Source organism: Mycobacterium stomatepiae (assembly GCF_010731715.1).
GTDB classification, from domain to species: Bacteria; Actinomycetota; Actinomycetes; order Mycobacteriales; family Mycobacteriaceae; genus Mycobacterium; species Mycobacterium stomatepiae.
The window spans coordinates 4,028,051-4,053,361 of the sequence record NZ_AP022587.1 but is presented as its reverse complement, the minus strand read 5'-3'; the positions used below and the strand labels follow the sequence as shown (position 1 = coordinate 4,053,361).

The following is a 25,311-nucleotide window of genomic DNA, read 5'->3' as shown; positions in this document are numbered from 1 at the left end:
TTGTTCGCCACCGCACGACCCCGGTCGCGGGCCTGCGTGCATCTTAAGCTTTCCGGCTGCGGGGACAACGCGTTTCCTGCAACGCTGCCCGCCGGGGCGCCCGAGCTAATCCGCGAGCGGTTAGCGCCTGGTCAAAGCACTATCGGCACATGCTTTTCCGCGCACGCGTCCTTGACCGCCGCAACGACGTCCTGGGTGCGAAGCGTTTGCAGATCCTCCACCGTCACCGACCCTTTGTCGACGCGATGCTGTGCGGCCACCCGCGAGTCCCGCAGCCGCTCCGCGCGCTCGACGACATTGCGCGCGAACCGACCGTTATGCATGACGTCGATGCCGTGCGCACCATCGGGTGCGCGGTAGCCGCGCAACGTCGCGCAGGCGGCCTTCAGCGCCTCGGCGGTGGCGGGATCGAGCACCGTGGCACGGGGTTTGCCGTAGCGGACGGCGATTTCCACCAGCTCGTCGGGCGTGTACGACTCGAACCGCAATTTGCGGTTGAAGCGGCCCGCCAGACCCGGGTTCACGGTGAGGAATTCGTCGACTTCCTTCTCGTATCCCGCGCCGATGAAACAGAAGTCGAACCGGTGTACCTCGAGCGCGACCAGCAGCTGGTTGACCGCCTCCATGCCGATCATGTCCGGGCGCCCGTCCTGGTGGCGTTCCACCAGCGAATAGAACTCGTCCATGAACAGGATGCGGCCCAGCGACCGGTCGATCAGCTCGTTGGTCTTGGGTCCTGATGCGCCGATGTGCTCCCCGCAGAAATCGGCTCGCTTGACTTCGACGATCTCCGGATGCCGCACGATGCCCAGCCCGGCGTAGATCTTTCCCAGCGCCTCGGCGGTGGTGGTCTTACCGGTGCCCGGCGGGCCTACCAGCAGCATGTGGTTGGTCTGGTTGGCCACCGGCAGCCCCGCCGCCAGGCGCAGCGCGCGAACCTCGATCTGGTCTTCGAGTTCGGCGACCGCGCGTTTGACGTCGGCCAGTCCGACCTGGTTGTCGAGCAGCGCGCGTCCCTCTTGCAGGAGTTCGGTGCGCCGCTCCTGGTTCTCCTCCTCCTGTCGCTGTTGCTCCGACAGTTCGGTCGTCACATCCCATTTGTTGGTCCGCGAACTGATCGCGTCCTCGTCGGTGACGACCAGCTGTAACGCGGGATCGGCCAGCGCTTGCTTGGCGGGCTCGATCAATGCCCCGTTGATCGTGGCCTTGGACAGCCAGATCTGCGCCTTGGGCTCCTCGCCGAGTTGACGATGTGCCATTCCGCGGACATAGGCGAGGTCGGCGGCGATCAGCGGGAAGTCGGTGGGATCGACTGCGGTGACGGCGGTTTCGAGGTGTTGACGACGCGTCTCGGTCGGGCCACCGAACCCGGAGCGCAGCTCGACACGGTCGGTCCATTCCAGCGCAACCCGCGCCTGGCCGAGGTGTGCCGCGGCGTGCGCCGCCAGGGTGCAGGTGGCCGCGGTGACGGCCGACATGATGATGGCCTGCGGCGGCAAGATGGCCGCGGCCACCGCGATGACGTCCGGCCATCGTTGGGTGGCGAACATCAGGTAGGACTCGATGTACTGCTTCCACTGGTGATTCTCCCACGTGTCCAGCAGCGTCGAATCCCCAAGCAGCGCTTCGGCTTTCTCGTATTGACGATCGTCGATCAGGGCGCTCGCCAGCGCGAGGCCGGCATGCGAGGCCTCGGTCACCGAAATCGAGAGATACGGACCGGCTTTGATCGGCGCTGACAGGCGCGCGCCGATCCGGCTGGTCTCCCGGTGCAGCCGGCTGCCGTAGTTGTAGAGCTGTTCGACGGTCGACAACGCCTCGTCGCCGGCCGCGATCCGGCCCAGCCAAGCATCCGCCATCGACGGGTCGATTTCGGTTGCCTCCCGAAACCGGGCCGCGGCCGCGGTGACGTCGCTGTCGAGCACCGCCATCGCCGCGTCGAAATACTTGCGCGCGGCGGCCGGCGTCGTGCTGCTGGTCATGGTGTATCCACCGCTTCGAGATCAGGGGTTCGCAATGCCATCGGTTCCGACGATACGTATCGATTCTCGGCGCGGAACAGCTCCACTTCCACCGCATGCAGGTGACCGTCCGCCGCGATCACGTCGACCGTCGCCGGGCCCGTCTGGGTGATCAGCACATTGGCGGTCCCCCGGTACGGTTCGCCGGGCCCTCCGATCGAAATGAGTGTGTTCGGTCGCGGCGCGGGCGACATGCTGCCGTCGACGACGCTGACCGTGGTGCCCGACACCGGTTTGGGTTGATCGGTCACCACAATGTCCGGCATCCGAACACTGGCCCACCGCTGCATGTTTCGCGTGTGCACGGTGATCCGCTCGCCGGCACCGGCCAGGCGGATGATGAACCGCTTGGCCAGCGCGTCCTCCGCGGCGATGTGCACCCGGCTGAAATCTCCCGCATCGTCGAGCGGCAGCAGCATCCGGTTGCCCCCGGCGACCTTGCCGAGCAACACACCCGACGGTCCGATCGGGACGACCAGCGGGCCGTGCAGTACCCCGTGATGGATGCCGCGCAGCCGCGGCAACGGCCCGCACATGCTGGTGGCGACAGCCTGAGCCTGCTCACCCCGCAAGGTCCGCAGCCGCATGCTCAACGACGCCGTCGGCGGCTGAGCGCTGCGCACCGTCACAGTGGCCGTGGCGGTGACAGGGCCTGTTTTGGAGCTGAACAGCGTGACGTTCTGCACGATTCCGTCGACGCGTGCCGACCACGCCTCCGCCAGCTTCTCCGACGTAATGTCGCCGGGCCGGTACCAATAGGTCGTCAACCAGCCACTGTCGCCACGCACCGATCGCCAACGCCGATTCGAGATGTCCAGCGCGGAGCGGCCCAACCGCCGTTCCATCTCGACGATGTCGGTGGCCGTCGCGACCCTGGCGCGGATACCGTGCTGACGCAAGGCCGCGCTGATCCGCTGAGCGGCCGCGAGCGTCGCGGTGCCGACCGAGGTACGCGCGCGCAGCGCCTCGACATTGTCGAGAGCCGAGATGCGCACGATGAGCCAGGTTTCGCGCTGGCCGGCGTAGGGAGGCGTACCGATCAACGTGTCGTACACGCGCGGGTAGTCACCGGTGCTGCGCCGACGGGCCCCGGCGGTGACGACGCTGAGTGAATCCAGTGTGAGGCCGAGGCTCTGATGCAACAGCGGCGTCAGGTCGGTGATGTCGAAGGAGTTGTCCGAATAGGTCGCGGTCGACCCGGTGAACAACGTTGGGGTGTGCGGTTTTCCGAGCACCTGGACCGCCGCCACCGCGATGCCGTCCTGATAGCGGATACCGCCGCCGGCCCGGTCATTGGCCACCGTGAGCGGTTCGGTCCAGACAATCGGCCGACGGCGCCGGAGCCACAGGATCAGCCATGACCACATCGGCTGACCTCGCCAACGAATCACGCCGAAGGCGAATCCGATCACCAAACCTGCTATGGCACCGGGGTATCCGCCCAAGGCCCAGCCAATCAGGGCGGCGGCGAAGATGGCGGCGATGATCGTCAACTTGGTGGCGGCCGTCATCGCTCGCGCCGTGCCCGAACGATCAACGAAACTACCGCGATCGCCGCAGCCACCACGCCGGCGAAGACCAGCGCCACGTTGCGGGCGCGGTGATCCGGCGGTGGCGGTGGCGGTGACGGATAGACGATGCGACTCGCAGCTGCCGGTGAAAGCCGCTCTCCCGCGGGCACATCGAAGGTTAGCGCGGCCACCGGGTCGACCACTCCGTAACCGACCTGGTTGTCGACGCCGCGGGGTGGATTGTGCGCGGTCTGCAGAATCCTGTTGATGATCTGGTGCGCGGACAGTCCCGAATATTTTGCCCGCACCAGCGCGGCCACCCCGCTGACGTACGCCGCGGAGAAGCTGGTTCCCCAAAACGGCATGTTCTTCTCGCCCGGGCGGATCGGCGGGTACGCGTTCGCCGGTCCCCCGGTTTCCGGTGACAGGCCCATGACCCCGACGCCCGGTGCCGCCGCGGCCACCCAGGGGCCGGCCAGACTCTTGTTGATCGGTGCTCCGGTGTTGTCAACGGCACCCACCGACAGCACGTAATCGGAGAACCAGGACGGCGACGACACCGTCTTGACTTGATGCCAGTCGCGCGGATCGGACGCGTTAAGCGGATCGAACGTCGGGTTCTGGGCGCAGCCCTCCTCGTTGTCGTTGCCGGCCGCCGCGACGATGACGGCGTCCTTGACCGTGGCCGCGTACCAGACGGCGGCGCCGATGGCGCTCTGATCCAGCGGATCGGCGGCCGAAACACACGCCGTCACACTGATATTGATCACCTTGGCGCCAATGTTCGCCGCGTGCACGATGGCGCTGGCCAGCGTCGCGATGGTGCCGGCCTTCTTGCGTCCCTCGAAGTCGCCGCCGCCGGGGTTCACCGGCTCGAAGGCCCGCGACGACTGACGGATGGAAATGACGGTCGCGTGCGGTGCGACGCCGGCGACACCGTCGGGTGCGCCCGGCGGCGGCGGCACCTCGGGATCGTCGGGCTGGCCGGGCGCGGGATCCCCCGGCCCGTTCGCCGGGGCGTCGGGTGGTGGCGGTGGCGGTGGTGCGGGCGGCGGCGGTGGTCCGCCGGGTGGCGGTGCGCCCGCGTCGGCGGCCTTCCCGCCGGCGGCGGGAAGGCCGGTGCGCTCGGCATCGGTGCGGGCATCGGAATACCTTGCGGCGCGGCCCCAATCAACGACGCTACGACGGTTCCGTGCGCATCGCAGTCGCTCAGTCCGTCACCGCCCATGATGTAGTCACCGCCGGCCACTACCGGCAGTCGTCGGCTGGGGTTGATGCCGGTGTCGATGACTGCGACGGGCACCCCGTTGCCGGTCGAGTACTGCCAGGCCTTGCTGACATTGAGCATCGTGAATCCGGGCGCGGGCAACGCCACGTTCGGATCGGCGACGGTGATCGTCCGCGCACAGGCGAACGCCTGCCGCATCGGCTGATCGGAAGCCGGCTTGCCGTCGGCCGGGACCCGGCCGGGATCGACGACTGGCGGTGGAATCGCTTGAGCGGCAGGAAGACCCGCGATAAGGAGGACCAGCAGGCTCGTCAGCGCCATGGCGGCGACCCGCTGGGTCATTGCGCGAGCGGTGAACGCAGTCCGCGTCATCGCATGCGCACCCAGGTGAACAATCCGCCGATCCATGCGGCCAGCGGCAGGGCCGCAATGATCGCCGCTATCTCCACCCATTCGGCGGTCATCCGCACCAACGGGGTAAACCGGGTGATCGGCACGAGCAGCGCGGCCAGCAGACCGGCGCCGCCGAAGACGGCCAATACCAGCGCTCCCCAGAGCACTCCGTAGCCCGACGAAGCCGGCTCGTGCACAACGTATTTCACCACGCCGACGCAGAGTGCCGCCGCCGCGCCGCAGACCAACGCGATCGCCTGGCGTTTGTCGGCGAACGCCCGGCCACGGCTGATGAAGATCACCACAAACAGGCCGGCCAGCACGGCGGCCGGCACGCTCCGGTCGCGGCCCGGCATCAGGGTCGCCCACACCGCGACGGGCAGGGTGAGGCCCGCGCCCACACAGATTCCGGTCAGGACATTGTTGGCGTGAACCGCCGCGAGCGCGATCTGCGCACCGCGCGGGGTGGTGTCGGAATTCGCTTCCTCGTCGGCGCCCTCCTCGACGGGTGACACCGCGTCGGCCGGCAGACCGGCGCTGCGCCGGAACAGGTCGCGCCCGGTGATCGATCCGAAATACGGCGGGCGGATCCGCGCGACCCACAGCGCGATCGTCGGGGCCATCGTCAGCAGCAGGAGCAGGGCGACCAGGACGCACATTCCCAGCCATTGCGCCGGCACCGGCCACCACATCCGGGCCGCGGCGGCCGCCCCGCCGAGTCCCAGCACGGTCACCACGGTCGCCGCCACCTTGGCGTGACGCCCCGTCGCGGACGTGATCCCGCAGGTCAGTACCGCACCGGCCAGGGCGGCGATGAACGCGTGCGCGGCCCCAAGGCGACCGGGCGCGCCGGACGCCAGGGCGACGGTGAGCAGTGGCACCGCGATCCAGCCGAGCCCGTCGACCATGTCGATACGCCCCGGCCACCAACGCCATACCGTGGTCGCGCCAGCGACGATCAGCAGACCGGCCACGCCGGTCACGATGGTGGGCATCAGCGAATCGGTCGAGAAGCGTTGGCGCACAGCCAGTCCCAATAGGGTCAGGGAGGCCAGCGCCAAGATCACCAACGCGGTGTGCGCGGCGGTTTGCAGGGTGACCGGCTCGAACAGGGATTTCCCGACCCGGGCCAACCCGGTGGACAACGACTCGTACTGCGGCTCGAACGATTCGCCGGCCACCGCGGGAACCAGGGTGAGCGTGGCGCCGTCTTCGACGCCGAGCTCGTCAAACGTCTTGGTGACGTCGAGCCGTACCCCGTTGGCCTTCTGGAGTTCGTAGCCGACGCCCGGTTCGAGTCCGGTGAAGCCCCGGCGTTTGAGTTCCTCGTTAAGCAGCTCGACAACGTTGTCGATGAAGGCTTCGATCGGCACCGAGGCCGGGTACACCTGCGAAACCAGGTGTTCTCCACATACGACCGCGACCGCGCAACGGGCTGGAAACGAAACCTTGCCCACGTACGGGGTCATTAACGCGGCCTGTCGGCATCTGGAATATATTTATCGGCCAATGCCGCGGTGATTTCGAATATACGCAGGCGCGTCTTCTTCTTCAGCTCATGCCGAGTATCGATTATCCCGCCTTTGGCGAGAAATGGATCGTACGGCATGAATTCGACCGTCGCCCCCGATTGCGCGAAGCGCTCGGTGAGATAAGTGCGCGCCTCCGCGTCGTATTTGTCGCGACTATCGTTCAGGATGACCATGCTGCGAGACACCAGCTCGTGATACCCCATCGAGCGCAGCAAGTCGATCGCCCGGGTCACCGGCAACGAGGTGTCGGCGGTGAGACCGGAAACGAACACCAACGTGTCGCACGCGTCGAGCACCGCCTTCATCACCGGGTGCTCGAGGTCGTCGGAGGTGTCCACCACGATTACGGTGTGGGTGCGGCGCAGCCGCGACAGCACGCCGGAGAACATCGAGGCCACCAGCGGCCGCGGCTGGTCCGACGCGCGGTTGCCGGCCAACACGTCAAGCCCAAGGCTGTTCTGCCCCAAGTGTTCTCGGATATCGGCATAGCCCTGCACGTCGGTGTCGTTGAGCACCGCCGCGTAGTCGCCCGGCGGGGATTCGTCGATCCGCCCGGCCAGCGTGCCGAAGCCGGGGACGGCGTCGATCGCGACGACGTTCTCCGGTCGGCACTCCCGGAACACCGCACCGATGCAGGCGGTCATCGTGGTCTTGCCAACGCCACCCTTTCCCGAAACGACCCCCACCACGTACTGCTTGCGGATGTGCCGGCGGATCCGCTCCTGCAATTCCCGATAGTGTCTTTCGGACGGCGATTCGCCGAAGTTAATGACATGGCCCGACACCTGGTAAAGAAATTTACGCCAGCCCCCGCCGGGAGGAATTTTGCGCGGCGCGACCATATCGGAAATGCGTAATGTTCCGGATACTGAATCTTGATTTTGGTACTGGGCGGGGGATGATTCTCGCCGAGTCGATCCGCCCTGTTCCGGAGAATTGGATGAGCCCGTCCACGGATTCGTCACGGTGCCGATGCTATCATTTTCGCACTGCCTTTCGACTACACGACCTTTCGGTACGAATGCCATTCCTGCTCGGCCGGTAGCCGCCGCACCATATGGTTGATCGCGTTACCGATGTTGTTCTTGGTCCCCGGCGCAACGATCATCCACGTCTTGGCCCCGGACGAAACTTGTTCGGCGACCAGACGCCCCTCCGTCGTATCGATGATCGTCACCGCGCCCGGGTCGATGTAGGTCCGGGTGGGCAGGCCGGTTTCTATCCCCGCCTGCAGCGCAACGATCGACGCCTGGGCCGAGCGGCCGGAATCGGTGGCCAGTTTCAGCATGTGCACCTGATCGGCGTCGAGGCCTTGACTGCCGAGGAACTCGTGCAACGAGGCCTGATCGGTGGCGGCCGCGCGCATGGCATCCGCGTCCAGCGTGACCGGGCGCAATGACGCGGGATCGTTTGCGCCGCATAGCCGTTCGATCTGCGCGTTGAGCGCCGCGCTGGCCGAACCCTCGTTGTTCGCGATGCCCGCGCCGCTGATCCGGACCAGGTCTCCCGATCGCTCGATGGCGACCCACCAGTGCGCAAACCGGGCGAGCAGCGCGCGCGCCGGTTCGCCGTCATCCGCCAAGCGGAACTGCACCAGCAGGCCGATGTCACGGCGCGACAGCACCGTCAGCCATTCCACTATCGCGCCGTCGACGGCGTCGGTTTCATCGATGGCCCCGGCGGCCCGCAGTTCCACGGTCACCGGGTGTGCCAGCGCCTTGTGCTTGGGTTCGACGCTGGGCAAATGCGGCCTGAGCCCCATTTCGGGAGCCAGGACCTCGATGCCCGTAAGCACCTGAAGGACCCAGAGGCCTTCTAGAGAGGTGGTAAGCACGGTCTTCCCTTAAAGCCAAGTGCGGGGCGCACGCGAGGTGCGCCCCGCAAAGCCAGGTCTACGCGGAGTGAAAGAGGTCTCCCATCGCGCTGTCGGCCGCGATCGCGGCATCGTGCACGTTGCCCACGGTGTGCCCATGCAGGCTCACCGTATTGATCCTGTCTTGCAAGCCGTGCAGCATCTGCTGTTGCGCGTCGAAGAAGGACGTTGCGCCGTGGCCCTGGAAGAACTCGGCCAACGACTGGGTGATGTGCAGAACGTCGTCGTGAATTTCCATCAACTGCGCCGCCTGCGTCGCGATGTCACCGGTGAGGCCGCTGACGACGGCGTGGTTGTAAGTGATCTGATCTGACATGTTCGTTATTCCTTACGGTAAGTAAAAGTTTCTGGAATTGGCTAAATGCGGGACTAGGTGGACCGGACTCCGCCGAACACGCCATTGAGACTGTGGGCTGAATCGGCTTCGTGGTGTTCCATCAGCGTCGCCGCCTGGCCAAGCCCGTGCGCCAAGCGGTTGCCGCCGGTCATGATCTGCTGCAGGTCGTGCTGGATCTGGCCCGCGGTGTTCAGCGATGTCGACCCTGCATGACCGGTCCACCCGGCGGCGCTGACGACATTCTCGTGACCGCTCAAGTATTGGTTCGCGATGGCGGCTGCCTCTTGCAGGCGCGATTCGATCTTTTGCTTTGAAGCGCGCAACAGATCTGGTGTAACAACGGTTGAGCTTGGCATGTGCTTCTCCCCTTCGACTTCCCTAGGCTCCCCGACCTGGATATGGATAAGAGTGTAGACAGGGATCGGGGTCTGTCACTTCAGATGATTTGCCTGCTGCACAGGCGTTGATTTACCCATTCACGAATACGGCAAAACGCCTTGTCAAAGGGTGGTCGCTCCGTCCGCCGAGCCGTCACCGTCGATATCGGATAACCGGACGTCCCAGCGGCCGTCACCGTCGGTGTCCACGTAGCCGGTCACGCCGTTTTGATCGGTGCACAAAACCCGGTCGGCCACCCCATTGCCGTCGATGTCCACGAGTCGATCGTCCGGGCGGCCGTGCCCGTCGAAGTCGACCAGCGGACCGCCGGCGTGCTCCACGCCGTCTAGCCCGTACCAGCGCAATCCGCCGCCGCGATCTGCGGCTACCGCCCAGGTTCCCGACCCGTCGTCGGTGAAGTAGGCCTCGGGTGTGCCGTCGTTGTCGAGGTCGAGCACCGCGTGATCGGCGAGCCCATCGCCGTCGAAGTCCGCAAGGGCATCGTCGTGCATGCCGTCGTGGTCGAAGTCCAGCCCGACCGATTCGAGCCGGCCATCGTGGTCGAGGTCAAGGTCGGGCTGGCCGTGCCACATGGCCGCTGTGCCACCGTCCCCAGCAAGGCAGTAGTCCATGACCTTTCCGACGCGGATCGGCCTCCGGTGGTTCCTCGGTACCGGGTCAGCTCCCCGGTTTGCGGAACCAAGCCGGCGGATCTTTGGTGATGTCCACGTGGCTGTCCCGCACGGTGATGGCGTCTCGGAAGATTGTCGGTTTGGAGTACTCCATCACCTGCGCCCGGTAGTTGAAGACTCCCGAGACATGAACTGTCATCGTGTTGGGGTCCAGGTCGTAGGTCATGCCTTGGGTGTTCTCGAGATCCTCGATTGTCCCGCTGTCAGGATCGACTCCGGGAGGCGCGGCTGGTTGGGGTAGGCAACCATCTTTGGGACAGCACTCTGGTGGCTTTGGTCCGGCCTTGAAGCAGATGCGGAGCTGGGCGTCCACGGCGGCCTGCGCGGCCTGGCGCCCGGCGTCGTTGAGAGCAATCGCCGGCTGGATTGCCGGACGGTTCGCCACCGGCGCAGTGAGCGCCTCCGGCAGCACCAGTTCGGCTGGCGCGGTGATATCGATGTAGCGATTGGTCGACCCGACCTGAATGACCCCGGGGAAAACCGAGATGGGATTGGAGCCGTTCGTCCCTACGCCATATATTGCAACGGTTTTCATTGCTTCAACCGCATTGGGCGGATTGTTGACAGTTATCGCAGCGGTGGTGGTGTCGAGCTTCCACTGGCCGTCTTTCTTATGCGCCCAGAGCACAACTTGGGTGGGTGTGACGCCGAATTTCGCGGCCAGCACCAGCCGCTGGGCGTCGGACGAGCTACCCGGCTCCTGGGCCGGGTCATTGGTGACCTTGATGTCGGTGATGGGTGTGGTGGCGAGTTGGGCGCGCAACACCTTGTCGGTGAGCAGCTGCGGCGTGGCCGGCTGGTCCGGCCCTAGCGACACCGCGGTGCGGGCGTCCCCGACCGCCAACGCCTCCAAGTAATGCTGCCCCGCCTGTCTGGCCGCTTCGCGGTCCTGCTCGGCACGTTTCGCGACCTCCCCGCCAATGAGCTTGCTCGCCGCAAAAACCCCACCCCCGCGACCACAGCTAGCACGGCCAGCACTGAAACTACCACTGCCACAGGTCGTTTGCGGTGTGGCGGCGGTTGGGGGCTGGCATTGAACGACGCCGGTGCGTTCCACTGCGGTGGAGGTGGCACTTGTAGACCTGGGTACCCGGGCGGGGTTGGCGGCGGCGGGTACTGCGGGCGTGGCGGCGAGATGGGGCGGGTGACCTCGGTCGCCACCGCGGCGACAGGCAGGGTTTGTTCGGATGCTGCCGCAGGGGTTGCCGGTGGGAGCGGCGGGTGCCCGGCGCCGGCGTGCGGCAAATCGCGGGCCAGCGCGCCGGCGAAATCGCCGCAACGGTCGAACCGCTCGGCGGGGTTTTTCGCCAGCGCCCGGGCGAAAGCCGCATTGACGCTGGCCAAATCGGGGCGCAACCCACCGAGCGGTGGCGCGGGCAATGTCAGGTGCGCGTTGATCACCGCGACCGGGTTGACGTGGGGGAACAGCTTGGCACCGGTCAGCAGATAGTAGGCGGTCGCGGCCAGCGCGTACTGATCCGCGCGCCCATCGAGCGGCTGGCCCGACAATTGCTCGGGCGCGCAGTAAGGCACAGTGCCCACCGTCATATTGGTCACCGTCAAACCGGTGGTGTCATCGACAGGCCGAGCAATGCCGAAGTCACACAATAGGATTCGCGGCAGGCTGCCGTCGTCGGGCCGGGTGACCATGATGTTGCCCGGTTTGATATCGCGGTGCAGCAACCCGCGGTGATGCGCATGATCCAAGGCCGCACCTACGGCCGTCACGATCGCCACCACTTCCCCGGCCGGCATCCCACCCGGGTACTGCTCGTCCATCAGCGCGTCGAGGTCGGTTCCGTCGACGTAGTCCATCGCGATCCACAGCTGCCCCTCGAACTCGCCGCGGTCCTGCACGCCCACGATATGGGGGTGCCACAACCCGGCGGCCAGTTCGGCCTCGCGGTTAAACCGTTGCTGGTAGCCAGCATCCGCCGACACCTCGGCGCCTAATATCTTCAACGCTTCAAAACGCGGCAACCGCGGGTGGCGCACCAAATACACCTCACCCATACCGCCGGCCCCCAGCAGCCGCACCACGGTATAGCCCGCGAACTGTGCCCCCTCACTTAACGGCATGCGGTGCATCTTAGGCTCGTCGAACGACGGCCGAAACGTGTTTATCCATGGCCGGCGGTGCGCGCGAATACCGGGGGATCCTTAGTCAGGTCCACAGTGCCCACCCAGATCAAGGTCACGGTGTAGTCCGGGACGCCAACGGCATGCCCGTGATAACGGAGACTGCCGCCTATCGCGACCACCATCGCGTTGGGGTCGAAATTGAAGGTCGTCTTGCTGAAATCCGCGGAGCCTTCGACGGCGATCGTGGGGTTGTCGGGGCTTAGCCGGGGGCACTCGGGCGGTGGTTCGACGCCGCGGTAGCAGTAATGCACCCAGGTGTCGATCGCCGCCTTGGCGGCTTGGCTGCCCGCATCGTTGAGTGCGACCACCGGTTTGATGGTGGGCCGGTCGGTGGCGCCGCCGAGTGCGTCCAGCAGCACCGGCGGTGTCTGTGCGGTGATGTCGACATAGCGGTTACTGGACGACACCGACAGTCCACCGGGGAAGACCGCGACCGGTGACATCCCGTCGGTGGGAATACCCCACAACGCAACGGCTTTCAGCGATGCATCCTTGCTGCCGGATGGTCCGACATCCACGGCAACGGTCGCCGTGTCGAGTTTCCATTCGTCGCCCTTGCGGTGCACGGCGACGCGGGCCTGCGACAGGGTCGGTCCGAACCTGGCGGACAGCATCAGATACTGAACCTGCTGCGGATCGTCGCCGGCGGGCACCGGTGCCGCGGTCACGTTGACAGCAGTGATCGGCGTGGCGGCGAGCTGGGCGCGTAGCACGTCGCCGGTCACGAATTGCGTTGTCGCCGGCGGGTTTGCGCTCAAGGAGAGCGCGGTCGCAGCGTCCCCGCGGGCAAGAGCCTCCAGATAATGCTGTCCGGCCAGCCGCGCGGCTTCTTGGTGTTGCGGGCCCGGTTGCGCCGGATGCGAGTGGTCGATCAGCCGCGGGATCGCGACGGCTGCGACCACCCCCACGACGGCAATCCCGGCAGCGATCAATGCCGCCGTGCGCATCCCGCGACGCCGCGCAGGCTTCTGCGCACCCGCCGATGGTGCTGGCGGCCCGGGCCAGGCGGGTCGGGCGAATTGCATCGGCGGCGGTGGCATCGGGGCTTGCCGCGTGAGGTCGGCGGGCGACGCACTGTGTAGCTGGCGGCTCAGGGCGTCGGCGAAGTCGCCGCAACGGGCGAACCGCTCGGCGGGGTTCTTGACCAGCGCCCGCGCGAAAACCGAATCGGCACCGGCCAACTCGGGTCGCAGCCGACCGGGCAGCGGCGGAGGCGCGGTCAGGTGAGCACTGATCACCGCGACCGAACTGGGACCCGAAAACAACTTCGTGCCGGTCAGTAAGTAGTAGGCGGTGGCGGCCAGCGCGTACTGGTCGGCGCGACCGTCGATGGGGTGGCCCAACAGCTGTTCGGGCGCGCTGTAGTCGACGGTGCCCACCGTCGCATTGGTCACCGTCAATCCGGTGTTGTCATCGACGGGACGCGCAATACCGAAGTCGTTCAACAGGATTCGTGGCGGGCTGCCATCGTCGGGCCGGCTGATCATGATATTGCCCGGCTTCACGTCGCGGTGCAGCAGGCCGCGATGATGCGCATGGTCCAAGGCCGCACCCACGGCGCTGACAATCGCCGCCACTTCGCCCGGAGGCATTCCGCCCCGATACTGGTCCATCAGCGCGCGGACGTCGGGGCCGTTCACGTAGTCCATCGCGATCCACAACTGGCCTTCGAACTCACCGCGATCGTGCACGCCGACGATGTGGGGATGCCACAGGCCGCCCGCCAGTTCGGCCTCGCGGTTGAACCGTTGCTGAAAGTCGCGATCGGCCGACACGTCGGCGCGCAGAATCTTCAACGCTTCGAAACGCGGCAACCGCGGGTGGCGCGCCAGATACACCTCGCCCATGCCCCCGACGCCGAGTGGCCGCACCACGGTATAGCCAGCGAACTCCGCCCCCTCGCCCAACGGCATGGGCAAATCCTAGAACCCTTGGGCGGCCGGCTACGGCAAACTGGCAGCCCGGCAGGCCAAACCGCTAAGCGTCGCCGCGCGACTTCCACCAGGCCAGCAGCTCGGCGGTGGCCTCCTCGTCGGACATCGGCCCGCGGTCGAGCCGCAGCTCTTTCAAGAACCGCCAGGCCTCACCGACCTGCGGCCCGGCCGGGATGTCGAGCAGCTCCATGATCCGGTTGCCGTCCAGATCGGGACGCACCCGGGCCAAGTCCTCCTGGGCGGCCAGCTCGGCGATGCGCGTCTCGAGGCGGTCGTAGTTGGCCTGCAGCCGAGCTGCCCGGCGCTTGTTACGGGTCGTGCAATCGGCGCGCACCAGCTTGTGCAGCCGCGGCAGCAGCGGACCGGCGTCCGTGACGTAGCGGCGCACCGCCGAGTCGGTCCACTTCCCATCGCCGTAGCCGTGGAACCGCAGATGCAGATAGACCAACTGGGAGATGTCGTCGACCATCTGCTTGGAGTACTTCAGCGCCCGCAGCCGCTTGCGGACCATCTTGGCGCCCACAACCTCGTGGTGATGGAAACTCACGCCACCGTTGTCCTCGTGACGCCGGGTGGCGGGCTTGCCGATGTCGTGCAGCAGCGCCGACCACCGCAGCACCAGATCGGGGCCCTCGTCTTCCAGCGCGACAGCTTGGCGCAGCACGGTCAGCGAGTGCTGATAGACGTCCTTGTGCTGATGATGCTCGTCGATGGCCATCTGCATGCCGCCGACTTCAGGCAACACGACCTCACCCATCCCGGTCTGCACCAGCAGGTCGATGCCGGCGACCGGGTCGGCGCCGAGCAGCAACTTGTCGAGCTCGGCTGCCACTCGTTCGGCGCTGATTCGGCCCAGTTGCGGGGCCATCTCCTCGATCGCGGAGCGCACCCGCGGGGCGACGGTGAACCCGAGCTGCGAGACGAACCGCGCGGCGCGCAGCATCCGCAGCGGGTCGTCGCCGAAGGACACCGACGGCGCAGCGGGAGTGTCCAACACGCGGGCCTTGACCGCCACCAGGCCGCCCAGGGGGTCGAGGAATTCGCCCGGCCCGGCCGACGTGACGCGCACGGCCATCGCGTTCGCGGTGAAGTCCCGCCGCACCAAGTCGTCTTCGAGGCGGTCGCCGAAGCGCACCTCGGGATTGCGTGACACCTGGTCGTAGGTGTCCGCGCGGAACGTCGTGATCTCGAGGCGGTGCGCGTCCTTGCCGACGCCCACCGTGCCGAATTCGATCCCGGTATCCCAGACCGCGTCGGCCCATCCCCGCACGATCTGCTGCACCTGCTCGGGCCGGGCGTCCGTGGTGAAATCCAGATCAGGGCTCAGCCGGCTCAACAGCGCGTCACGCACCGACCCGCCCACCAGATACAAGTCGTGCCCCGCCGCCTCGAACCGGGAGCCCAATCCGCTCAGAACGGCCGCGTGCTGATTCAGGGCTTTCGCAGCCGACGTCAACACCTCTACATCGTCTGCGCGTTCGGACACGTTCGATCAATCTAGTCGAGCGCGGGCCGCCGTCGCGCCCGCACCAGCGGCGAGTGTGTCCGGAAGAACAGCTCGTGCCAGCTACTATCGCTTGGGTGTCGGATGGCGAACAAGCCAAACCACGTCGGCGTCGGGGGCGCCGTCGCGGTCGTGGCGGTGGCGGCGCCTCCGAAAGCGGCGCCGAAGCCAAGGTGACCGCCGACTCGACGGCCGGCGGCAGGCGCCACCCGCGCCCGCCGCGCCGGGTGCCGGAGCGGTTGCGGACCGTGCATGAAACTTCCGCGGGCGGCTTGGTCATCGACGGCATCGACGGCCCGCTGGACGCCCAGGTCGCGGCCCTGATCGGGCGCATCGACCGGCGCGGACGCATGCTGTGGTCGTTGCCCAAGGGGCACATCGAACTCGGCGAGACCGCCGAGCAGACCGCTATTCGCGAGGTCGCCGAGGAGACCGGCATTCGCGGCAGTGTGCTGGCCGCGCTGGGTCGCATCGACTACTGGTTCGTCACCGACGGACGCCGGGTGCACAAGACCGTGCACCACTATTTGATGCGTTTCTCCGGTGGCGAGCTGTCCGACGACGACCTCGAGGTCGCCGAGGTGGCGTGGGTGCCGATGCAGGAGCTGCCGTCGCGGCTGGCCTACGCCGACGAGCGTCGCCTCGCCGAGGTCGCGAACGAGCTGATCGGAAAGCTGCAGACCGACGGCCCCGCCGCACTGCCGCCGCTGCCGCCCAGCACACCCCGGCGCAATCCCCAGACCCATTCGCGAACCCGGCATTCCGACAAACCCCGCGGTCGTAACAACGGTCACGGGCCGGGGCCGTGAGCGCGTCGCGACTCTGCTGGGCCGGTTTGTTGCGCCTTGCCGTCGTGATCGGCATCGTGGCCGGTTTTACGGTGCTGCTCACCGGGCCCGTCGGCATGCCTCGCGCGGCGGCGAACGAGCCCGGATCGACACCGTTCGTCCGCGTCCGGATCGACCAGGTGACCCCGGACGTCCTCACCACGACCAGCCCGCCGGTCGTCACGGTCAGCGGAAAGGTCACCAATATCGGTGACCGCCCGGTCCGCGACGTGATGGTCCGGCTCGAACACGCCGCCGCCGTCACCGCGTCCGCGGGCCTGCGCACCTCCCTGGACGGCGCCACCGATCAGTACCAGCCGGCCGCCGACTTTCTCACGGTGGCACCCGAACTCCAGCGCGGCCAAGAAGTCGGCTTCACCCTCTCCGCGCCGCTGCGCTCGCTGGCCAAGCCGTCCCTCGGGATCAACCAGCCCGGCATCTATCCCCTGCTGGTCAACGCCAACGGCACGCCCGATTACGGCGCCCCCGCCCGGCTCGACAATGCGCGGTTCCTGCTGCCGGTGATCGGAGTCCCGCCCGACCATGCCGACACCCTGGAATCAGCGGTCGCGCCGGACACCTCGAAGCCCGTCTGGATCACCATGCTGTGGCCGCTGGCCGACCGGCCCCGGTTAGCGCCGGGTCAGCCCGGGGGCACTATCGGAGTCCGGTTGGTCGACGACGACCTCGCGACCTCGCTGGCCACCGGCGGCCGGCTGGACATCCTGCTGTCCGCGGCCGAGGTCGCGACAAGCCACGACGTCGATCCCGACGGCGCCGTCGGTCGGGCGTTGTGCCTGTCCATCGATCCGGATCTGCTGGTCACCGTCAACGCGATGACGGCCGGCTACGTCGTGTCCAACTCCCCCGACGGGCCCGCGCAGCAACCGGGCACCCCGACGCACCCGGGCACCGGACAGACCGCCGCGACCGGCTGGCTGAACCGGTTGCGCACGCTGGCCCACCGCACCTGCGTCGCACCGTTGCCCTACGCGCAAGCCGACCTTGACGCCTTGCAACGCGTCAACGATCCGGGCCTGAGCACGATTGCCACCACCAGCGTCGGCGATATCGTCGACCACATCCTGGACGTTCAATCCGCCCGCGGTGCGACCTTGTTGCCCGACGGACCCCTGACCAGCGGCGCGGTCGATCTGCTCAGCGCCAACAACAGCACGGTCGCGGTTGCCGCCGGCGACCTGGTCGCCCCCGACTCGCCGGCTTCATCGGGAGCCGACGCCGTCGAAACCACACCACGGCGGGTGTCCCCGCAGGTGGTGGTCGCGCCCTTCGACCCGGCCGTCGGTGCGGCGCTGGCCGGTGCGGGCAGCACCCCCACCGTCCCGACTTATCTGGACCCGTCGCTGACGGTTCGGCTCGCGCACGACTCGAACACCGCGCGCCGCCAAGACGCACTGGGTTCGATGTTCTGGCATGCCCTGGATCGAGACGCCCCGCCGCGCACGCAGCTCCTGGTCCCGCCGGCGACATGGAACCTGCAGGCCGACGACGCGCAGGTGATCCTGACGGCGCTGGCCACCACGATCCGGTCCGGTTTGGGGGTCCCGCGGCCGCTCCCGGCGGTCATCGCCGAAGCTCAAGCCGTCGAGGCGGCCCACCCGGCGGCGCCGCAGCCGCTGGACGTCCCCGCCCCGGAGCGCGGCCGGTTCGGCGACAACGTCGTCGCCGACATCAACGGCCAGGCCGGCCGGCTGTGGAAGCTGACCTCGGCGTTGAGCACCGACGAGCGCACCGGCCTGACCGGTCTTCAGTACACCGCCCCGTTGCGCGAAGACATGCTGCGCGCGCTGAGCCAGTCGGAACCACCCGACAGCCGCAACGGGCTGGCCCAGCAGCGGCTGGCGGTCGTCGGCAACACGATCAACGACTTCTTCGGTGCGGTGACCATCGTCAAACCCAGCGGCTCCTACACTCTGGCCACCGAGCACAGTCCGCTTCCGCTGGCGCTGCACAACGGACTCGCCGTGCCGATCAAGGTCCGCCTGCAGGTCGACGCCCCGCCCGGAATGACCGTGACGGACGTCGGGCAGATCGAGTTGCCGCCCGGCTACCTGCCGCTGCGCGTCCCGATCGAGGTGAACTTCACCCAGCGCGTCGCAATCGACGTGACGCTGCGGACACCGGACGGCACCCGCCTCGGCGAGCCGGTGCGGATGTCGGTGCACTCCAACGCTTACGGCAAGGTGCTGTTCGCGATCACGCTGACCGCGGCGGCGGTGCTGGTGCTGCTCGCCGGACGACGCCTGTGGCACCGGTTCCGCGGCCAGCCCGACCGCGCCGACCTGGACCGCCCCGACCCGCCCCACCACCATCCCGCCGACGCGGGGCGCGAGGTCGGCGATCGCGTCGACGAAGAGCACCGCGTATGAAACCCGCCTACCGGCGGTCCCATCCAGAGCGGCATCAACCGCAGCCGCGCGGTCGGCCGGCGCCGGGCCGGATACCGCCGCCGACGGGACCGCTGTCTCCGGTGACGGACCTGCCCACCCGGCGGGTGGAGCTATCCGACGCCGCGCTGGTGTCGCGGTCGTGGGCGATGGCACTCGCGACACTGGTCAGCCGGATCACCGGGTTCGGCCGGATCGTGGTGCTGGCCGCGATCCTGGGCGCGGCCCTGTCCAGCGCGTTCTCGGTGGCCAATCAGCTGCCTAATCTGGTCGCCGCGCTGGTGCTGGAGGCGACCTTCACCGCGATCTTCGTGCCGGTGCTGGCCCGGGCCGAACAGAGCGACCCCGACGGCGGCGCCGCGTTCGTCCGGCGCCTGGTCACGGTGACCACCACGCTGCTGGTGTTCGCCACCGTCGTGTCGGTGGTGGCCGCGCCGCTGCTCGTCCGGCTGATGCTGGGCCGCAGCCCGCAAGTCAACGAGCCACTCACCACAGCGTTCGCCTACCTGCTGCTGCCGCAGGTGCTCGCCTACGGCCTCACGTCGGTGTTCATGGCAATCCTGAACACCCGCAACGTCTTCGGGCCGACGGCGTGGGCCCCCGTCGTCAACAACGTCGTCGCCCTGATGACGCTCACGGTGTATCTGGTTGTCCCCGGTGAGCTGTCCGTCGATCCCGTCCGGATGGGCAACACCAAGCTGCTGGTGCTCGGCATCGGCACCACGTTGGGCGTGTACGCGCAGACCGCGGTGCTGCTGGTCGCGCTGCGCCGCGAGCGCGTCAGCCTGCGCCCGTTATGGGGAATCGACCAGCGGCTCAAGCGCTTCGGCGCGATGGCCGCCGCGATGGTGCTCTATGTGCTGATCAGCCAGCTCGGCCTGGTGGTGGGAAACCAAATCGCCAGCACCGCAGCGGCTTCCGGCCCTGCGATCTACAACTACACCTGGCTGGTGCTGATGCTGCCGTTCGGCATGATCGGCGTGACGGTGCTGACCGTGGTGATGCCGAGGCTGAGCCGCAACGCGGCGGCCGACGACACCGAAGCCGTGCTCGCCGACCTGTCGCTGGCCTCCCGGCTGACGTTGATCACGCTGATTCCGATCGTGGCGTTCATGACCGTCGGCGGCCCCGCGATCGGTAGCGCGTTGTTCGCCTACGGCCACTTCGGCGGGGTCGACGCCGGATATCTGGGCGCCGCGATCGCGCTGTCGGCATTCACGCTGATTCCCTACGGGCTGGTGCTGCTGCAGCTGCGCGTGTTCTACGCGCGCGAACAGCCGTGGACGCCGATCGTGATCATCCTCGTCATCACCGCCGTCAAGATCGCGGGTTCGGTGCTCGCGCCGCACCTGACCGACGACCCGCAGCTGGTGGCCGGATACCTCGGGCTGGCCAACGGGCTGGGGTTCCTGACCGGCGCGCTGGTGGGCTACTACCTGCTGCGGCACACCCTGCTTCCGACCGGCGGCCAACTGGTCGGCGAGGCGGAGGTGCGGACGGTCCTGGTGACGCTCGTCGCGTCGATGCTCGCCGGCCTGATCGCCCACATCGCCGACCGGCTGCTGGGGTTGGCCGAGCTGACCGCACGCGGCGGCGCCGGTGGTTCGCTGCTGCGGCTGCTGGTGCTGGGCTGCATCATGGCGCCGATCATGGTCGCGGTCATGGTTCGCGCGCAGGTCCCGGAGGCGGTGGCGGCGATGGCGGCCGTCCGGCGCCGTGGCCGTCGCCTCGGCCCGCAGGCGGCCCTGGAACCCCGCCCGGCGGCAGTGCCACGGGGATCGTCTCGGCCGGGCCCCGTCACGTACCCTGAGCAGAGGAATTCGTCCCCGCCGGGGGTTGATGCGGTCCAGGAGCCGATCCGGCGCAGACCTCCGGATCCGGCAGGCGACGCCCGGCTAGTGAAAGGACCGGAGGTGACCGACCGCCCCTTGGAGAGCGCCGCATCCGGCCCTGCCTCCGGTTTGGGTTCCGGCGCCGAACGACCCTCTCAACCAGCAAGGCCGGCTCCCGACGACTTCCACCCCGACATTGCGGCCGAGCGCAAGCCCGAGCCGTCGGCGCCGGCCCCGTCGGCGCTGCGCAACGGCGATTTCGTCCGCGAACGTTCCGCGGAATCGCCGGGCGACGATGTGCACTTGGTTCCAGGCGCTCGCATCGCCGGGGGCCGGTATCGGCTGCTGGTCTTCCACGGCGGTGCCCCGCCCCTGCAGTTCTGGCAGGCGCTGGACACCGCGCTGGATCGGCAAGTGTCGCTGACGTTCGTCGACCCGGACGGCGCCTTGCCCGACGATGTCCTGCAGGAGATCCTGTCCCGCACGCTGCGGCTCAGCCGGATCGACAAGCCCGGCATCGCCCGCGTGCTCGACGTCGTCCACTCCAGTCACGGTGGCCTGGTAGTCGCGGAGTGGATCCGCGGCGGCTCGCTGCAGGAAGTGGCAGACACCGCGCCCTCACCCGTCGGCGCTGTGCGGGCGATGCAGTCGCTGGCCGCCGCCGCCGACACCGCCCACCGCGCCGGCGTGGCCCTGTCCATCGACCACCCCAGCCGGGTCCGGGTCAGCATCGACGGCGACGTCGTGCTCGCCTACCCGGCGACCATGCCGGATGCCAACCCGCAGGACGACATCCGCGGCATCGGCGCCTCGCTGTACGCCCTGCTCGTCAACCGCTGGCCGCTGCCGGAGTTCGGGGTGCGCAGCGGGCTCGCGCCGGCCGAGCGAGACGCGTCGGGCCTTCCCGTCGAACCCAACTCCATCGACCGTGACATTCCCTTCCAGATCTCGGCCGTCGCGGTCCGGTCGGTTCAGGAAGATGGCGGAATCCGCAGTGCTTCAACACTTTTGAATCTTCTGCAGCAGGCCACCGCGGTAGCCGACCGCACCGAGGTGCTGGGTCCGATCGACGATTCGCCGCCACCCGCGACCCCGCCTGCGGACGGGCGTGACGACACGACATCGGCGCGCCGGCGCCGCAACCTGATCATCGGAGCGACCGCGGCACTCGCGATCATCGTGGTCGCGTTGCTGGTGCTGGCGTCCATCGTGAGCAAGATCTTCGGCAATGTCGGCGGCGGCCTTAACAAAGACGAGCTCGGACTTAATGGGCCGAGCTCGTCGGCTTCGTCCTCGTCGGCGAATCCCGCACCGGCGGGCGGCATCGTCAAACCCACTCGGGCCTCGGTCTTCTCGCCCGACGGCGAGCCCGACAATCCGGGTACGGCGAGGCAAGCGATCGACGGTGACCCGACCACCGCCTGGGCGACCGAGGTCTACACCGATGCCGTCCCGTTCCCCAACTTCAAGCAGGGCGAAGGGTTGATCCTGCAGCTGCCGAAAGCCACCGTGATCGGCCAGGTAAGCATCGATACGCCGAGCACCGGCACCAAGGTCGAGATTCGTGCGTCGTCCACGGCGTCGCCGTCGAAGCTGGAGGACACCACCGTGCTGGCCTCGGCGTTCGCGCTGAAGCCCGGTCACAACGTGATCCCGGTCAAGGCCAGCGCCCCGACGTCGAACCTGCTGGTGTGGATCTCGACGCTGGGAACCACCAACGGCAAGAGCCAGGCCGGCTTCTCGGAGATCACCGTCAACGCCGCGTCCTGAGCCTCACAAGCACGCCTTCAAGTGAAGTGCCGCGCGGCAACCGATTGGTTACTGTCCGGCGGTGGGCTTGGGGGGATACATCCAGCAGGAACGCAGCGATGCCGAGCTGCTGTCCGCCCATGTCGCCGGCGACCGCTACGCCTTCGGCGAGCTGTTCGGTCGACACCGCCGTCAGCTGCACCGCCTGGCCCGGCTGACCACCCGCACGCCCGAGGACGCCGAGGACGCCCTGCAGGACGCCATGTTGTCGGCACACCGGGGTGCCGGGTCGTTTCGCTATGACGCCGCGGTCGGCAGCTGGCTGCACCGGATCGTGGTCAACGCGTGTCTGGATCGGCTGCGGCGCAGCACATCTCACCGAACCGCGCCGCTCGAGGACGTCTACCCGGTGCCCGATCGCACGGCTCAGGTCGACACGGCCATGGTGGTGCAGCGCGCGCTGATGCGGCTTCCCCTCGAGCAGCGCGCCACCATCGTGGCGGTCGACATGCAGGGCTACTCGATCGCCGACACCGCCGCGCTGCTGGGCATCGCGGAGGGCACCGTCAAGAGCCGCTGCGCCCGGGCCCGGGTGCGGCTTGCCTACCTGCTCGGCTATCTGGACGCCGGCGCCCACTCCGCCCCCGACCGCCAGCGTTAACGGGCCGGGCGCCAGCGCCGGTCCCGGCATGACGGACACTGGGGCGGATGGGCGAAGCGCAGAACGAACCGGCGGATCACGACCCGGATCCCCGGAATGCGGGGGCGGATCCACCGCCAACGGTCGAGGCGCTCGCCGATCTGCAGGCTGGCCTGCTCGACGACGAGGCCGCCGCCCGGCTGCGCAGGCAAGTCCGCGAAGACCCGGACGCCGAAGGCGTGCTCCGCGCCTTGAACCAGGCGCGTCGCGACGTCGCTGCCGTCGCCGCGGATCCGGAATCGGCTCCCGAGCCCCCGTCCGAGGTGACCGACCGTATCTCCGCGGCGCTGCGGTCGGCGGGCGCGCCGAACGTGGCTACCCACTCCGCGCGCCCACGCATCCGGCCCGCCCGGATCGCCGCCGCGGTGACCGGTGTCGGCGCGGCGCTCTCCGCGATCGGCTTCGGCACGGCGTCGCTGCTCGACGAGCCCGCACCCGCCCCCAGCACCGCCATGCACATCACGGTGTCCACGCCGCCACCGGCGATCCCGCTGTCGGCGCCCGAGATCGTCGGCCTGCTGGGCCACACTCCCGACTACGGTCCGCTCGCCGACCCGGCCCGGCGCGCCTCCTGCCTCGGCGGTCTCGGCTATTCCGCGTCCACGCCGGTGCTGGGCGCGCGGCCGATCGAGATCAATGCGCGCCCCGATGTGCTGCTGGTGCTGCCCGCCGACGGTCCGGCCGACCTAGCGGTCTTTGCAGTGGCGCTGAACTGCAGTGCCGCCGATACGGGGCTGTTAGCCAGCACCCAGGTCCCCCGCCCTTAAAGTGGTGCCAAGTGTTGCGCGACACGACCGGGAACAGCCGCGCCTACGCTGGCGTTCGACACGATTGAGAAATCTGTATCTCCGAAAGGCTCGAATGACCGACTCCGCTCATGACACAGTCCACGACGTCATCGTCATCGGATCCGGTCCAGCCGGTTATACCGCTGCGCTCTACGCGGCGCGCGCACAGCTGGCACCGGTGGTCTTCGAAGGGACATCGTTCGGTGGTGCCCTGATGACCACGACCGAGGTGGAGAACTATCCCGGCTTCCGCGACGGCATCACCGGCCCGGAGCTGATGGATCAGATGCGCGAGCAGGCACTGCGCTTCGGCGCGGACCTGCGGATGGAAGACGTCGAATCCGTTTCGCTGGACGGTCCGGTCAAGTCGGTCGTCACGGCAGAAGGTGAGACCTTCAAGGCCAAGGCGGTCATCCTGGCCATGGGGGCCGCGGCGCGTTACCTGCAGGTGCCCGGCGAGCAGGAGTTGCTGGGCCGCGGGGTGAGCGCGTGTGCCACCTGCGACGGGTTCTTCTTCCGCGACCAAGACATCGCCGTCATCGGCGGTGGTGACTCGGCGATGGAAGAGGCGACGTTCTTGACCCGCTTCGCACGCAGCGTGACACTGGTGCACCGTCGCGACGAATTCCGGGCATCGAAGATCATGCTCGAGCGGGCGCGCACCAACGACAAGATCAAATTCCTGACCAACCAGACCGTGGTCGCGGTCGACGGGGAAACGACGGTGACGGGAGTGCAGTTGCGCGACAACGTAACTGGCGAAGAATCCACGCTTCCGGTGACGGGAGTGTTCGTCGCGATCGGCCACGATCCACGCTCGGCCCTGGTACGCGACGTCCTCGACGTCGATGCCGAGGGCTACGTACTTGTCAAGGAGCGCACCACATATACCGCCCTGGACGGAGTCTTCGCGGCCGGAGATCTGGTGGACCGCACCTACCGCCAAGCCATCACCGCGGCGGGCAGCGGGTGTGCGGCGGCCATCGACGCCGAGCGTTGGTTGGCCGACCACGAAGAGTCGGAGGTCGCCGGCAAGACGTCGGCGGCCGGTAATGCGGACAATACTGATCTGATTGGAGCACCACTATGAGCGACGAAAAAGCCGGGGCCACAAAGGAAGTGTCAGACGTTTCCTTCTCCGCAGACGTGTTGTCCAGCAATAAGCCCGTGCTGGTTGACTTTTGGGCGACGTGGTGCGGACCATGCAAGATGGTCGCCCCGGTTCTCGAGGAGATTGCGGCCGAGCAGTCCGACCAGTTGACCGTCGCCAAGCTCGACGTCGACGCGAATCCCGAGACCGTGCGTGACTTCCAGGTGGTGTCGATCCCGACGATGATCCTGTTCAAGGACGGCCAGCCGGTGAAGCGCATCGTCGGCGCGAAAGGCAAGGCGGCGCTGCTGCGCGAGCTTTCCGACGCGGTTCCCAACCTCACCTGAGCGCCTAGCCGCTTTGCGGCGATGC

At 67.9% G+C, this 25,311-nt stretch carries 18 protein-coding genes and 2 pseudogenes; 7 read left to right on the top strand and 13 right to left on the bottom strand.

The annotated features are described in order from the left end of the window. Window positions 1–131 precede the first annotated feature (131 nt). The 13 genes and pseudogenes from eccA to G6N54_RS19065 form a co-directional block, all read right to left on the bottom strand. A complete protein-coding gene (eccA, locus tag G6N54_RS19125; RefSeq protein ID WP_163791445.1) occupies window positions 132–1,982 on the bottom strand; it encodes a type VII secretion AAA-ATPase EccA in 1,851 nt (616 codons plus the stop codon). After that, complete coding sequence (gene eccE, locus G6N54_RS19120) at window positions 1,979–3,532, bottom strand: type VII secretion protein EccE (protein WP_163791444.1); 1,554 nt, start codon at window positions 3,530–3,532, stop codon at window positions 1,979–1,981. The genes eccA and eccE overlap by 4 nt, the downstream gene beginning before the upstream one ends. Next, window positions 3,529–5,102, bottom strand: a pseudogene (mycP, locus tag G6N54_RS19115) (type VII secretion-associated serine protease mycosin). Before mycP ends, eccE begins: the two are co-directional and overlap by 4 nt. Before the next feature lie 26 nt (window positions 5,103–5,128). Next, window positions 5,129–6,622 carry a type VII secretion integral membrane protein EccD gene (gene eccD, locus G6N54_RS19110; protein ID WP_163791443.1) on the bottom strand — a complete coding sequence of 498 codons (1,494 nt, stop codon included), beginning with the start codon at window positions 6,620–6,622 and terminating at the stop codon, window positions 5,129–5,131. Continuing rightward, a complete protein-coding gene (locus G6N54_RS19105; RefSeq protein WP_332107613.1) occupies window positions 6,622–7,650 on the bottom strand; it encodes a MinD/ParA family ATP-binding protein in 1,029 nt (342 codons plus the stop codon). Before G6N54_RS19105 ends, eccD begins: the two co-directional genes overlap by 1 nt. A gap of 35 nt (window positions 7,651–7,685) precedes the next feature. Next, window positions 7,686–8,519, bottom strand: a complete 834-nt coding sequence (locus G6N54_RS19100) for an ESX secretion-associated protein EspG (RefSeq protein ID WP_163791441.1) — start codon at window positions 8,517–8,519, stop codon at window positions 7,686–7,688. Window positions 8,520–8,577: 58 nt separating this feature from the next. Beyond that, window positions 8,578–8,874 carry a WXG100 family type VII secretion target gene (locus tag G6N54_RS19095; protein ID WP_163791440.1) on the bottom strand — a complete coding sequence of 99 codons (297 nt, stop codon included), beginning with the start codon at window positions 8,872–8,874 and terminating at the stop codon, window positions 8,578–8,580. Between the two features lie 53 nt (window positions 8,875–8,927). Beyond that, complete coding sequence (locus G6N54_RS19090; protein ID WP_163791439.1) at window positions 8,928–9,251, bottom strand: WXG100 family type VII secretion target; 324 nt, start codon at window positions 9,249–9,251, stop codon at window positions 8,928–8,930. Window positions 9,252–9,395: 144 nt separating this feature from the next. After that, window positions 9,396–9,905, bottom strand: a complete 510-nt coding sequence (locus tag G6N54_RS19085; protein WP_163791438.1) for a pullulanase — start codon at window positions 9,903–9,905, stop codon at window positions 9,396–9,398. 46 nt (window positions 9,906–9,951) lie between these two features. Continuing rightward, on the bottom strand, window positions 9,952–10,809 hold the full coding sequence (locus G6N54_RS19080) for a hypothetical protein (RefSeq protein WP_163791437.1): 858 nt from the start codon (window positions 10,807–10,809) through the stop codon (window positions 9,952–9,954). Next, window positions 10,773–12,044, bottom strand: a complete 1,272-nt coding sequence (locus tag G6N54_RS19075) for a serine/threonine-protein kinase (RefSeq protein ID WP_163791436.1) — start codon at window positions 12,042–12,044, stop codon at window positions 10,773–10,775. Before G6N54_RS19075 ends, G6N54_RS19080 begins: the two co-directional genes overlap by 37 nt. A gap of 959 nt (window positions 12,045–13,003) precedes the next feature. Next, window positions 13,004–14,020 (bottom strand): annotated as a pseudogene (locus G6N54_RS30665) (serine/threonine-protein kinase); the annotation flags it as partial. 64 nt (window positions 14,021–14,084) lie between these two features. Continuing rightward, complete coding sequence (locus G6N54_RS19065) at window positions 14,085–15,527, bottom strand: CCA tRNA nucleotidyltransferase (RefSeq protein WP_163791434.1); 1,443 nt, start codon at window positions 15,525–15,527, stop codon at window positions 14,085–14,087. Window positions 15,528–15,622: 95 nt separating this feature from the next. Between G6N54_RS19065 and G6N54_RS19060 the strand changes: the two genes are divergently transcribed. The 7 genes from G6N54_RS19060 (at window position 15,623) to trxA (ending at window position 25,286) form a co-directional block, all read left to right on the top strand. Next, a complete protein-coding gene (locus G6N54_RS19060; protein WP_163791433.1) occupies window positions 15,623–16,354 on the top strand; it encodes an NUDIX hydrolase in 732 nt (243 codons plus the stop codon). Next, window positions 16,351–18,762, top strand: a complete 2,412-nt coding sequence (locus G6N54_RS19055) for a DUF6049 family protein (RefSeq protein ID WP_163791432.1) — start codon at window positions 16,351–16,353, stop codon at window positions 18,760–18,762. Before G6N54_RS19060 ends, G6N54_RS19055 begins: the two co-directional genes overlap by 4 nt. Further along, complete coding sequence (locus tag G6N54_RS19050) at window positions 18,759–22,382, top strand: murein biosynthesis integral membrane protein MurJ (protein ID WP_163791431.1); 3,624 nt, start codon at window positions 18,759–18,761, stop codon at window positions 22,380–22,382. The genes G6N54_RS19055 and G6N54_RS19050 overlap by 4 nt, the downstream gene beginning before the upstream one ends. A gap of 61 nt (window positions 22,383–22,443) precedes the next feature. Then, a complete protein-coding gene (sigM, locus tag G6N54_RS19045) occupies window positions 22,444–23,022 on the top strand; it encodes an RNA polymerase sigma factor SigM (RefSeq protein WP_179969089.1) in 579 nt (192 codons plus the stop codon). Window positions 23,023–23,069: 47 nt separating this feature from the next. Continuing rightward, entirely contained in the window at window positions 23,070–23,828 is a 759-nt protein-coding gene (locus G6N54_RS19040; protein ID WP_163791430.1) for a hypothetical protein, read from the top strand. Window positions 23,829–23,922: 94 nt separating this feature from the next. Next, complete coding sequence (trxB, locus tag G6N54_RS19035) at window positions 23,923–24,939, top strand: thioredoxin-disulfide reductase (RefSeq protein WP_163791429.1); 1,017 nt, start codon at window positions 23,923–23,925, stop codon at window positions 24,937–24,939. Continuing rightward, entirely contained in the window at window positions 24,936–25,286 is a 351-nt protein-coding gene (trxA, locus tag G6N54_RS19030) for a thioredoxin (RefSeq protein ID WP_163791428.1), read from the top strand. Before trxB ends, trxA begins: the two co-directional genes overlap by 4 nt. The last annotated feature ends 25 nt before the right edge of the window (window positions 25,287–25,311 follow it).

What these genes read in the sequence shown, in the direction of transcription:
- eccA (WP_163791445.1), bottom strand. Translation starts at nt 1,982, where the DNA reads ATGACCAGCAGCACGACGCCGGCCGCCGCGCGCAAGTATTTCGACGCG.
- eccE (WP_163791444.1), bottom strand. Translation starts at nt 3,532, where the DNA reads ATGACGGCCGCCACCAAGTTGACGATCATCGCCGCCATCTTCGCCGCC.
- eccD (WP_163791443.1), bottom strand. Translation starts at nt 6,622, where the DNA reads ATGACCCCGTACGTGGGCAAGGTTTCGTTTCCAGCCCGTTGCGCGGTC.
- G6N54_RS19095 (WP_163791440.1), bottom strand. Translation starts at nt 8,874, where the DNA reads ATGTCAGATCAGATCACTTACAACCACGCCGTCGTCAGCGGCCTCACC.
- G6N54_RS19090 (WP_163791439.1), bottom strand. Translation starts at nt 9,251, where the DNA reads ATGCCAAGCTCAACCGTTGTTACACCAGATCTGTTGCGCGCTTCAAAG.
- G6N54_RS19085 (WP_163791438.1), bottom strand. Translation starts at nt 9,905, where the DNA reads ATGGACTACTGCCTTGCTGGGGACGGTGGCACAGCGGCCATGTGGCAC.
- G6N54_RS19075 (WP_163791436.1), bottom strand. Translation starts at nt 12,044, where the DNA reads ATGCCGTTAAGTGAGGGGGCACAGTTCGCGGGCTATACCGTGGTGCGG.
- G6N54_RS19050 (WP_163791431.1), top strand. Translation starts at nt 18,759, where the DNA reads ATGAAACCCGCCTACCGGCGGTCCCATCCAGAGCGGCATCAACCGCAG.
- G6N54_RS19040 (WP_163791430.1), top strand. Translation starts at nt 23,070, where the DNA reads ATGGGCGAAGCGCAGAACGAACCGGCGGATCACGACCCGGATCCCCGG.
- trxB (WP_163791429.1), top strand. Translation starts at nt 23,923, where the DNA reads ATGACCGACTCCGCTCATGACACAGTCCACGACGTCATCGTCATCGGA.
- trxA (WP_163791428.1), top strand. Translation starts at nt 24,936, where the DNA reads ATGAGCGACGAAAAAGCCGGGGCCACAAAGGAAGTGTCAGACGTTTCC.